The 11,150-nt window shown below is 35.0% G+C and carries 9 protein-coding genes; 3 read left to right on the plus strand and 6 right to left on the minus strand.

The annotated features are described in order from the left end of the window. Positions 1–44: 44 nt before the first annotated feature. Positions 45–1,244 carry a peptide antibiotic transporter SbmA gene (gene sbmA / locus C9E89_RS06860; protein ID WP_107007511.1) on the plus strand — a complete coding sequence of 400 codons (1,200 nt, stop codon included), beginning with the start codon at positions 45–47 and terminating at the stop codon, positions 1,242–1,244. 49 nt (positions 1,245–1,293) lie between these two features. Here sbmA and C9E89_RS06865 read toward each other — a convergent pair whose 3' ends face one another. From C9E89_RS06865 to C9E89_RS06890, 5 genes are all read right to left on the minus strand, one after another. Then, on the minus strand, positions 1,294–3,363 hold the full coding sequence (locus C9E89_RS06865) for a WG repeat-containing protein (RefSeq protein ID WP_107007512.1): 2,070 nt from the start codon (positions 3,361–3,363) through the stop codon (positions 1,294–1,296). A gap of 78 nt (positions 3,364–3,441) precedes the next feature. Continuing rightward, positions 3,442–4,185 (minus strand): DUF4850 domain-containing protein, encoded by a 744-nt coding sequence (locus C9E89_RS06870; RefSeq protein ID WP_107007513.1) that lies wholly within the window; start codon positions 4,183–4,185, stop codon positions 3,442–3,444. Positions 4,186–4,571: 386 nt separating this feature from the next. Continuing rightward, on the minus strand, positions 4,572–5,183 hold the full coding sequence (locus C9E89_RS06880; RefSeq protein WP_107007515.1) for a hypothetical protein: 612 nt from the start codon (positions 5,181–5,183) through the stop codon (positions 4,572–4,574). Positions 5,184–5,360: 177 nt separating this feature from the next. Next, positions 5,361–6,257: an ABC transporter ATP-binding protein gene (locus C9E89_RS06885; RefSeq protein WP_107007516.1), complete on the minus strand. Its 897-nt coding sequence runs from the start codon at positions 6,255–6,257 to the stop codon at positions 5,361–5,363. Then, positions 6,257–7,201, minus strand: coding sequence for an ABC transporter permease (locus tag C9E89_RS06890; protein WP_107007517.1), 945 nt, complete (start codon positions 7,199–7,201; stop codon positions 6,257–6,259). The genes C9E89_RS06885 and C9E89_RS06890 overlap by 1 nt, the downstream gene beginning before the upstream one ends. 270 nt (positions 7,202–7,471) lie before the next feature. Here C9E89_RS06890 and C9E89_RS06895 point away from each other — a divergent pair, with 270 nt between their 5' ends. Continuing rightward, the gene (locus tag C9E89_RS06895) at positions 7,472–7,702 is read left to right on the plus strand and encodes a hypothetical protein (RefSeq protein WP_107007518.1); all 231 of its coding nucleotides are present in this window, start codon (positions 7,472–7,474) and stop codon (positions 7,700–7,702) included. An 81-nt stretch (positions 7,703–7,783) separates the two neighbouring features. On the opposite strand, the gene argG is transcribed toward C9E89_RS06895, so the two are convergent. After that, positions 7,784–9,127 (minus strand): argininosuccinate synthase, encoded by a 1,344-nt coding sequence (argG, locus tag C9E89_RS06900; protein ID WP_107007519.1) that lies wholly within the window; start codon positions 9,125–9,127, stop codon positions 7,784–7,786. A 571-nt stretch (positions 9,128–9,698) separates the two neighbouring features. Here argG and C9E89_RS06905 point away from each other — a divergent pair. Continuing rightward, positions 9,699–11,150, plus strand: a 1,452-nt coding sequence (locus tag C9E89_RS06905) for an Ig-like domain-containing protein (protein ID WP_147305712.1), incomplete at its 3' end; no start/stop codon positions are given.

Below are 11,150 nucleotides of genomic sequence, written 5' to 3' on the forward strand. Positions count from 1 at the left end.
AATATCAGGTCACTTAGAAAAAATATTAAGGATATCAAGCATCAATGTTTAAATCTTTTTTTCCAAATCCAAAATGGTTTTTTGGTTCATTGCTGATTTGGTTCATCATTAACTTAGTGCTGTGGTATAGCGGTGGTAAATCTTGGGGAGAGTTCATTGGTTTTCCTCAAGCTTATGCGACAACAGAGTTACCCATTAATGTGACACGTTTTTGGTCAGCACAGTTTCTTTGGTTTTACCTCTGGTTTTTTGTTTCAACTGCACTATTTGCGGCATTTTGGAAATGGAAATCGAATAATAAATGGCAAGCGTGGTCAGTATGGGGCTCAGCTTTTATTTTGTTTAATGTTTGGTTTGGAGTGCAAGTTGATGTTGTCATTAATGCTTGGTACAACCCATTTTACAATTTAATTCAAAAAATGGTTTCTAGTGGAGGAGGTGATTTAAACCAACTATATTTTGAAATGCTAACATTTATTTATATTGCGATGATTTATGTGACTATAGCTGTTTTTAATTTATTTTTTGTTAGCCATTATATTTTCCGTTGGCGTACTGCAATGAATGAATATTATACAGCACATTGGGATAAATTACGCCATGTAGAAGGTGCTTCACAACGTATTCAAGAAGATACTATGCGTTTTGCTAAAACAACTGAGGATCTTGGAGTTACTTTGATAGAAGCAATTATGACGCTAATTGCATTTTTACCAATCCTATTGCAGCTATCATCACATGTTAAAGAACTCCCAATTATTGGTGAAATTCCTCATGCTTTAGTTATCGCAGCTTTAGGATGGGCTATTTTAGGTACATTTGTGCTTATAGTTGTAGGTGCTAAATTGCCTGGATTAGAGTTTAATAATCAAAAAGTCGAAGCAGCTTATCGTAAAGAATTAGTTTATGGTGAAGATCACCTAAATCGTGCAGATCCGCTAACATTAAAAGAGCTTTTTTCTAAAGTCCGTTTAAACTATTTTCGACTTTACTTTCATTATGCATATTTTAACTTAGTTCGTATTTGGTATTTACAACTAGATAATTTATTTGGCGTTTTTATTTTAGCACCATCAATAGCAGCAGGAACCATTACGCTTGGTATTATGATGCAAACATTAAATGTTTTCGGTCAGGTAATAAAGTCATTTCAATATCTAATAAAATCTTGGCCAACGATTATAGAACTATTATCTATTCATAAGCGTTTAAAAGCTTTTGAATCTGTTTTAGATGAAAAATAATGATTTCATAACAAAAAAGAGAGCATCCCAAAAAGCTCTCTTTTTTTATCTAGGCATCAATAACATAGCAATGAATTAAGGCATTTTGCAACAGAGCAGCAAAGCTTTCGACTTCAATATTTTCTAAGACTGCAAAACAAATACTGTCATGATCTGTACTGATATAAAGCAGGCTTTTATGATGTGGTTTGAGATAATGTGCCAAAGACTCCATACCATCTTGCATAGATTCATCACCATCCATACGCGACCATTGCCAACCAGTAAACTCATCAAAATCAGCCAAATGATATAAACTTTCAGTATCTTTATAATCAAAATGATAAAGTTTTGGAGCCGCAACGTTTAAATATTGCCAATATAAGGTATAGATATTTTGACTTTCACAATAGACTAAAACATCCTCTTGAGAGATTTCAAATTCTTCGATAATAAAAGCATTCGTTGAATGAATCAGTTCAGTTGCTTGTTCTTGGTCTTGCTCACAAAGTAACAATGATATGTCATGCAACCATGCACTTGCTGTCACTTGCTCAAGCCATGCATTTATTTTAATTTCAAATTGTGCCTCGGTACTGCGACCTAGTAGTGCATCATGCAGGGCAGTAAAATAATCTGCGCGAGTCATTTCTTCGTTAACAATAAACTCAAAGCTATGAATATCAAAATAGCCACATTGCGCTTCGTCATTTAAACCATCAAAACATAAAATTTTATCGTGTTGTACATGCAAATAAGGCAGGGAATAGTAGTCGCTATGAATAAGCAATGTCCCTTTTTTATTGAAAATATTAATTTTTAGATCATGGTCAATGGCGACAATTTTTCCACCTTTGAAAATTTTAGGCGGTGAGTCTTGAAAGCCACGTTCAATATTTTGATATTCACAAGGAATGATCATTTCGCCATGTTTATTGATCACACCATAATTTTCACGCTGATCATCAGATTTAAATTGACGTAATGTTGCTAGACCATGCTTAGCGTTGATTTTCCCTAAAATGGCATGATCCAGTTGGAAAACCAAATCGCCTTGTGGTGTATAAACATTGAGTTTTTGATCACAACCTTCTGCACGAATAAATCCATCTTCATAACGACCATAATCAATAAATTTAAGATTATCTTGTAGTAAGCTTAAGCTTGGAAAATGTAGTAATTGTTGAATAATTTCTCCATCTTCTTTCAAAATACTGTGACTGATTAATGCATTGCTATAAACTTCAATGTTATTGAAACCTTTGGAAAATGGCAGAATTTCATTACCATTCAAGTCATAAAGAGCACTCGGATGTAATAAATCTTTTACAGCTTTAGATGCAACAATAAACCCTCCTTGCACAAATGCCATCTTAATTTCTAAACTCAGTGGTAAAATTTCACGACCATAGGGCGTAACTAGGGCTGAAAAAGCATGATCTACTGTAGGCTTTTTAGAGGATAGTTTTTTATTTTTAGGGTAAACGGTAAAAGCGTCAATCGCATCTTGGAAAAAGCGAGTTTCAGTGAGCGCCCATTGTTTAGAAAAATCTTCATTCCACCAAAAATCTTCAAAGTCAGCCTGAATATCCCAAATGCGTGCGATACATTTTCGATCCCACCAACCTAACTCAAATTGTGGGCGTTGTATGATTTGATTGGCAGTTGAGTGTTTAAACTCAAAAATATTATTTAAATTAAACTGTTTAGACAGCTCCGAAATTTGCTCTAATTGTTTTAAAAATTTCTTTGAGCCAAAAGTAGCATCGTTAAACAGGGTACAGTCCAACATTAACCATGTTTTATGTGTCGTTTGAATGGTCTGATCAATATGTTGCCATTTTTCAGCAATATCGAGAGGGAAATTTTGAATATCTTGTTGAAAGTGTAAATTTAAAAAATTCCAACGTTGTTTGACTTGAGAAATTGGCGTAATCAACGTAGATAGACTTTGTGTATCTACATAGGTATTGCTGGCAACTTTCTCAGGTAAATGCTCAAGATCTCCCATTAAATATGAAAATAATAGCGGAATATGAGAGAACCATTCAGCCCAAGCCTCAATTTGAGGATTATCAAAATGCCATTCTATGCTATTTGGTAAACAATCAATTGCAAATAAAGTACATGATTTTGCCATTTTTATAAGATTAAAAAGTGATATTGAGTCAATGAAGCTTAAATTTTATTCATTTATTTTTAAAGGGATTTCAAGTTGTTAATGTGTAGCATGATAAAAATTTAAAATCGGACGCATTAATTGCTGGTTATTTGGATTCAATGTCACATGAATATTGCGAAAATTAAAATCACCATCATTGCTATATTTTGCGACACCATGCGTTTTAGTCTTTTGCTTTGCAATTTGATAACTAAAAAATGCAGTATTTTTATTGGGATAAACCAAAGTTAACTTTTTATGAGAGTCTTGCATACCACCATATTCATATTCAATACTTTGTTTAAGCAATTGTGGGAAATATAAACTTGCTGAAGGATAACCACAACCTGCACAAACTGAAGAATCATAAAGTGTAATGGCTTCTTGATGATCTGGACTCATGAGCAAACTTGAACCTGTTCCATTTGCTCCAGCGTCTGTTTGGATGTCTTGCCAATGTCGAGGAACAAGAACGACACCAAGCTCAGGTAAACTTAGAAGCTTGAGTTGCTTAGCTAAATTTGTGTCTAAGTTAAAATTAAAATGACAAGACTGAGCATCACATTTTTTAATTCGAGCAATATAACCATCATCGACAGGATTCAGTGCGGTGACACCATAAAAGGGAATGCTGACATTGTTTTGAAATGTTGCATGCCCTAAAAAGTATTGCTGATTATTGATTTTTCTCGTTTTTTCATTATTTGAAAATTGAGGGAATTGTGGCTGAAAAGTTTTGATTTCAGCACGTACGGTGTTTGCCAATAATAATAGAAAAACAGGAATGGCTATTTTAAACATGATGGTTTTGTCCTGATGTAATCTTTGCTCAAGTTAGATTTAAATAAGCAGTCATCTTTAGGCATCAAAAATTCTAAAAATAAGCATAAAGAATCCTCGAATGAGAAACCAAATCAACTGTAGAATTCCCATGAAAATCATTTCAAAGAGAACTTCAATAAGAAATTTTATAATTGCTTTGATGATGCGTTTTAATTGTTGAAATGGAAAATAAAAAATCCCTAAACAAAATTGCTTGATTGGAGAGAGTGTATTGCCCAAAAATGTAGTTGGAAAATTATTCTCATTGGCATAAATCAGTGCAAATAACCACATGATTATAAAATAAGCCAAAATCATCAAAAAAATATAGCTCAGCATGATATTTACCTAAAGATTTTTAACTTTTAAGCATCACAATTTCCTGCGTTATCAAGTGCAGAAAAATACCATTTTCCATTAATTTTGCTGAAAAATAGAAGCATATCATCACCAATATCTTTACTCTTGCCTACATACTGTAACTCAACTAATTGTTTTTCAAAGGGTAAGATTTTTTTAAGTTCCAGATCGAGTTCTTGCTGAGACATTTCAATAATATCTTGATTATTCTTACTTAACTCTGAAAATGGCTTACGGTTATTTGTGGTATAAAATAAACCTGATTTATTCCAAGAGGTACAGTCCATTGTGGGTAGTTGTGTGCTTTTGATCAGTTTTTGATTGGCTTTAGGTGCTTGATAAAACCACATATTTGAGCCATTCGCTTCGTATTGAGGAAATGAAAATTCTGAACGCGTATAAAAACTTTGATTGATTGGTACCCCAATTTTATTCCAATAAATATAACCATATTGTGGGTGAATATATTGTCGAATCGTTTGAACATCTTGGACGTTAAAAGCGTAGCTCACCGTTTGGATGACGTGCTCAAGTTCCGTATCAATAGCAGCAAAAGAGACAGAAATTTCTAATAGATAAATGATAAGACTATATTTTAAAAATTGAATTTTAGACATGTTTTTGTACCTTCATATTTTAATCTTTTCTTTATTTATAGTGAGGAATAGTAGTAAAAAATGAGCGCTTTCAATGCATGAAATTTGTAATCTATTCAAAATTATTATGATGTTTGTGAAAAAAAGCAGGTCGATAAACAACCTGCATGGGGTGTTCTACTGAATATTTAACGCAATTTATTTATGTGTACTGACCTGCGTCATACGTGGAATTTTAGGTAAATCTTCTAGAGCTGGATCAATTTCATCTTCTTGGGCATGTACCAGAAAGTCTACACGTTTACGTAAATTTTTAAACTCAGTTGTTGTCATTAATTCTGGATGACGAGGACGTGGTAAATTCACTTCAATAATTTCTTTGATTTCACCTGGATTGGCTTTTAATGCAACAATGCGATCTGCTAATAAAATGGCTTCATCCATATCATGTGTTACAAAAATAATTGTAATATCAATGTTTTGCCATAAGTCCATAAGGTGTTTTTGCATTTTTTGGCGTGTATGTGGATCAAGTGCACCAAAAGGCTCATCCATCAGTAAAATTTTAGGTTCATTGACTAATGCTCGTGCAATGGCGACACGTTGCTTCATTCCTCCAGAAAGTTGGTGTGGATATTGGTTTTCATATTTTTCTAAGCCAATAATATTAATCCATTCTCGTGCGGCAGCTTCGGCAACAGGATTGCTCGAACCTTTCATAAGTGGTCCAAACATGACATTTTCTTTGACAGTTTTCCATGGGAACAAGGTATAACCTTGAAATACCATACCGCGTTCGGGGCTAGGACCGTGAATTTTTGTACCATCCACTAAAATTTCACCACTACTATAGGGGTCAAGTCCTGCAACTATTCGACTCAAGGTTGATTTTCCACAACCAGATGGACCAATGATACAAATGAACTCTCTTTTATGAATTTTTAAATCAATTTGCTTTAATACCGTTCTTTCCTGTTGCTGATATTTAAAGATTTGGCTGAGTTTTTTGGCTTCTAAAATGATAGGACGTTGATAAATTGCATTAAAATAAGCATTTGCATCAAAATCAGTCGCGTATTGAGGATGATGATTCATTATTTTGCTCCTAATTTCCATTTAAATAGACGTTGCCCTAACTTCATGAGTACAACATCGCACAGTAGACCAATGACCCCAATAATGAGAATGGCGGCATAAACATTGTCAAAATTTTGATAACGTGCTTGTTGAGTAATAAACCATGTAATGCCTGAGGTCGTACCAATCAGTTCTGACACGATTAAATAAGTCCAAGCCCAACCAAGTAATACGCGTAAATCACGATAGATATCAGGTAGGGCAGCAGGAATTACGACATTAAATAAGCTTTTGAATGGGTTTGTACCCAGTGTGAAACCTGCTTCAATTAAACTTTTATCAACTAAGCGTGTGGTATTGGCAATAATTAAAATTTGTTGAAAAAGTGTGCCGATGACAATAATGGCAATTTTAGGTGCATCATTGATTCCTAAAATAGCCACAGCCAAAGCCCCAAAAGCAGGTGCAGGTAAATAACGAAAAAATTCGACAAAAGGTTCGGTTAGTTGGGAAATTGTTTTAGAAAATCCACATAAAATCCCCAATGGAATGCCAATAAGCGATGAAATAAAAAATGCAGTAAAGACAATTTTAATACTATGCCACAAGCTTTGATGAAACCAAGGTGCATCTGCTTGTACTGGTGCTGTAGTAAAGGCAGTTACTAAAGCAAGCGCAACTTCATGTGGTGCAGGTAAATAAATAGGATTGACTAATTTTCCTTGAGGTGGTGCTTGGTCATGATTGACTGCATTTTGGGCTTCACTATAGAAAATAGCTTTGTCTACTCGGCTACCTACTTGTAGAAAAGTTGTACTTCCTGAGTTTGTAATCTGAACTTGAGGATGCCAAATAAAAGGTAAATAACTGACCGCACACCACAATAAAATAGGAATCAAAAAAGAACAAAAACCTAAATATAGTTTTTTGCTTGCACTGAGTTCACTAGCAACATAAGCCATAACGTGTCGCCCCAATATTACGATTTTTTTAAAATGTAATACTGTTAAGCAAAATGAGTGCCATATCTATTTTTTAAGTTGAAGCATTGAGGTTTAATCGTAAAGCGCTGCATATTGCTCTGATACTGATGAAATGAGGTGCATGAATGCACAATATTTGCACTGTTTGGGATAATTCTGTTCTTGTATTTCGCTCAAGCTTAAATAGATTTTTTTTGTTATAGTAGCTGACTTATTTTATACATCTATTTTATATAGGAAATGTAGCGAATGACTCAGACGCACTCAACAGTCCCAAAAAGTAAGAAAAAGCTGTTTATGCTTTTGAGTTTAGGCATCATTATTCCAGTATTACTTATAGTGATCGCATTTGTCGCTATTAAGAATGATGCAGAAAATCAAAAAGAATATGACCGTATCCGTCAGGAACAAGCAGCCCGAATTGAATTAAAAAAACAACAGCAAGAGCAACAAACCATTCATGAAAGTCATTCTGAATAAAGCAACATTTTTCATAAAGTAAAAAAGTGTACGATAAAAAAACCGCTCAAATTTGAGCGGTTTTTTTATATCAAATAAAAATTATTTGTTTTTGTCTTTTAACTGAGGAACAGCAGAACCTGTACCTACAGCAAGTAAACCTGCACCTGTATAGATACCCAATTTTGCACGAGTATCTGTGATGTCAAGGTTACGCATAGTTAACTGACCAATACGATCCATAGGAGTAAATACAGAATCACCTTTTTCCATCGTTAAACGCTCAGCTTCATAAGTGAGGTTTTCAGACTCAGTGTTCATAATCGTGTAATCATTACCACGACGAAGTTCTAAAGTCACAGTACCTGTGATCGCTTTAGCCACCCAACGTTGTGCAGTTTCACGCAGCATTAAAGATTGAGAATCGAACCAACGACCTTGATACAATAAACGACCTAAACGTAAACCGTTGATGCGGTATTGTTCAATTGTATCTTCGTTGTGAATACCAGTCACTAAACGCTCATAAGCGATGTGAAGAAGTGCCATACCTGGAGCTTCATAGATACCACGAGATTTTGCTTCGATGATACGGTTTTCGATTTGGTCAGACATGCCTAAACCATGACGACCACCGATACGGTTTGCTTCAAGAATGAATTCGACTGGATCTTCGATACGTTTGCCGTTTAATGCAACAGGGAAACCTTCTTCGAAAGTTACAGATACTTCTTCAGCTTCGATTTTTACGTCATCTTTCCAGAATGCAACGCCCATGATTGGATCAACGATTTTGATACCAGCGTTTAGGTATTCAAGATCTTTCGCTTCATGAGTAGCACCCAACATGTTTGAATCTGTTGAATATGCTTTTTCTTTTGACATTTTATAGTCAAAACCATTGTCGATGAGGAATTGTGACATTTCCGCACGACCGCCCAATTCGTCGATGAATTGTTGGTCTAACCAAGGTTTATAAATTTTAAGTGCAGGGTTGGTCAATAAACCATAACGATAGAAACGTTCGATATCGTTACCTTTATATGTTGAGCCGTCTCCCCAAATGTTCACATCATCTTCTTTCATGGCAGTTACAAGCATTGTACCTGTTACTGCACGACCCAATGGGGTTGTGTTGAAGTAAGGAACACCACCAGTGCTGATATGGAATGCACCACATTGAATTGCAGCAATACCTTCTAATGCAAGTTGTAAACGGCAGTCAACTAAGCGTGCTTTTACTGCGCCATAAGCTTCTGCTTTACGTGGAATTGCATCATAGTCATCTTCATCAGGTTGACCTAAGTTTGCAGTATATGCATAAGGTTCTGCGCCTTTTTGTTTCATCCACAATAAAGCTGCTGAAGTATCTAGACCACCAGAGAAAGCGATACCCACTTTTTTGCCTACTGGTACATTCTGCAAGATCGTTGCATTATCAGTCATTGCTAGTCCTAACTATTTTGAAATAGGCACCACAAAATCGGGTCACCCAAGAGAATTTTATAAACGCAGTATTATAGCACTTTTATTTATGAGTTTTTAGAAAAAATGAGCTTTGAGAGGCTTTAATTTTATAATTAAAATATAAGATATTTATCTTGTATTTTTTTTAAATTAAACCAAGAAAAAAATAAAGATGAAAGTTTAGACATTTTTTTGATGGTTGCAGGATTGTGTGGTTTCTTAAGTTTTGCATTTTTTATGTGTAGTGGTTCACTTTCTAAGAGAAATAAGCATTTAGACAAATAAAAAACATCCCTAAATAGGGAATATCAAGTTTTAATTGACTGAATACAATCATTTAATGGGCAAAGTGAAATTAAATAAAGTATGTGAATGATCCGTACTTTATTTGTTTTATTTTCAAGTGATTTAGTCAGACTTTATGCAAAGTCTAAATGAATGTGATGACGAAAGATTTCCTAATCAGTCATTAAAACTCATTTTTTAATATGTTGTTTAACCTAATATTTTCAAAAATATATTTAAAATTAATTTATTCAGGGGCAGTAAAATGGTTGATATCAAGTCTGTAAATATTACAAATGGACAAAGCATTGAGCAAAACCTTGCAGTTTCTCAGCAGGGAAATGTGATTACAACAAAATTAAGTCAAAATAATGCCATTACTAAATTAGGTATTTCACCTGATCAAATTTCAAATACGACACGTGACGGACAAAATTTAGTTATTCATTTAAAAGATGGTAGCCAAATTGTTATCCAAGACTTTTTTTTACAACCAAATCCACAGCTTGCATTACAGCAAGGGGATTTATTGTGGAATATGCAGGTTGCAGAAACAGCAACAGGCTTAGAAACTAATTATTTAGCCTTAAGTTCTTTAAGTGATTTAGCACCAGTAACGAGTGCAGGAAGTGCTTTTAGTATTCCAACTTGGGGAATGGCGATAGCAGGTGCAGCTGGTTTAGGTGGTGTTATTGCTGCTTTGAGTAGTGGTGGTGGAAGTAGTAAATCAAATGATGAAAAAGATATTACTCCACCTAAAACTGGCACTTTTGGTCTCAATGATTATCAAGATACAGGCATAAAAGCAACTGACTTCGTTAGTCAAGATAAGGATTTTGATTTAACTTTAACAGGGCAAGAAGCAGGCTCAACTGTTATTTACCAAGTTTCTAAAGATGGTGGTAAAACATGGGTAAATACGGATGCGAAGCAAAGTAATTTAACTGATGGAACTTATCAGTTTAGAGCAGTAGTCAGTGATGCCGCAGGTAACACCGCAACAACAGCAGTACAAACGATAGTAGTTGACACAACTGCACCAAAAGCAGGGGTAATTAGCTTAACTGCGTATGAAGATACAGGTGTGAAAACGGATGACTTCGTTAGTCAAGATCGTAACTTTGACTTAACTTTGACAGGACAAGAAGCAGGTTCAACCGTTATTTACCAAGTTTCCAAAGATGGTGGTAAAACATGGGTAAATACAGATGCGAAGCAAAGCAATTTAACTGATGGGAGTTATCAGTTTAGAGCAGTGGTGAGTGATGCTGCAGGTAACACTGCGACAACATCAGTACAAACGATAGTAGTCGATACAACAGCACCAAAAGCAGGAGTAATTAGCCTAACTGCGTATGAAGATACAGGTGTGAAAACGGATGACTTCGTTAGTCAAGATCGTAACTTTGACTTAACTTTGACTGGGCAAGAAGCAGGCTCAACCGTTATTTACCAAGTTTCTAAAGATGGTGGTAAGACATGGGTAAATACAGATGCGAAGCAAAGCAATTTAACTGATGGGAGTTATCAGTTTAGAGCGGTGGTCAGTGATGTTGCAGGCAATGTTAGTACAACGAGTATCCAAAAAGTTACTGTCATTTCAGATGAAGATACAACTGCACCAAAAGCAGGGGTAATTAGCCTAACTGCGTATGAAGATACAGGTGCTAAAGCGGATGATTTCGTCAGCCAAGATCGTAGCTTTGACTTAACTTTG

The organism is Acinetobacter sichuanensis, from assembly GCF_003024515.2.
Classification (GTDB): Bacteria; Pseudomonadota; Gammaproteobacteria; order Pseudomonadales; family Moraxellaceae; genus Acinetobacter; species Acinetobacter sichuanensis.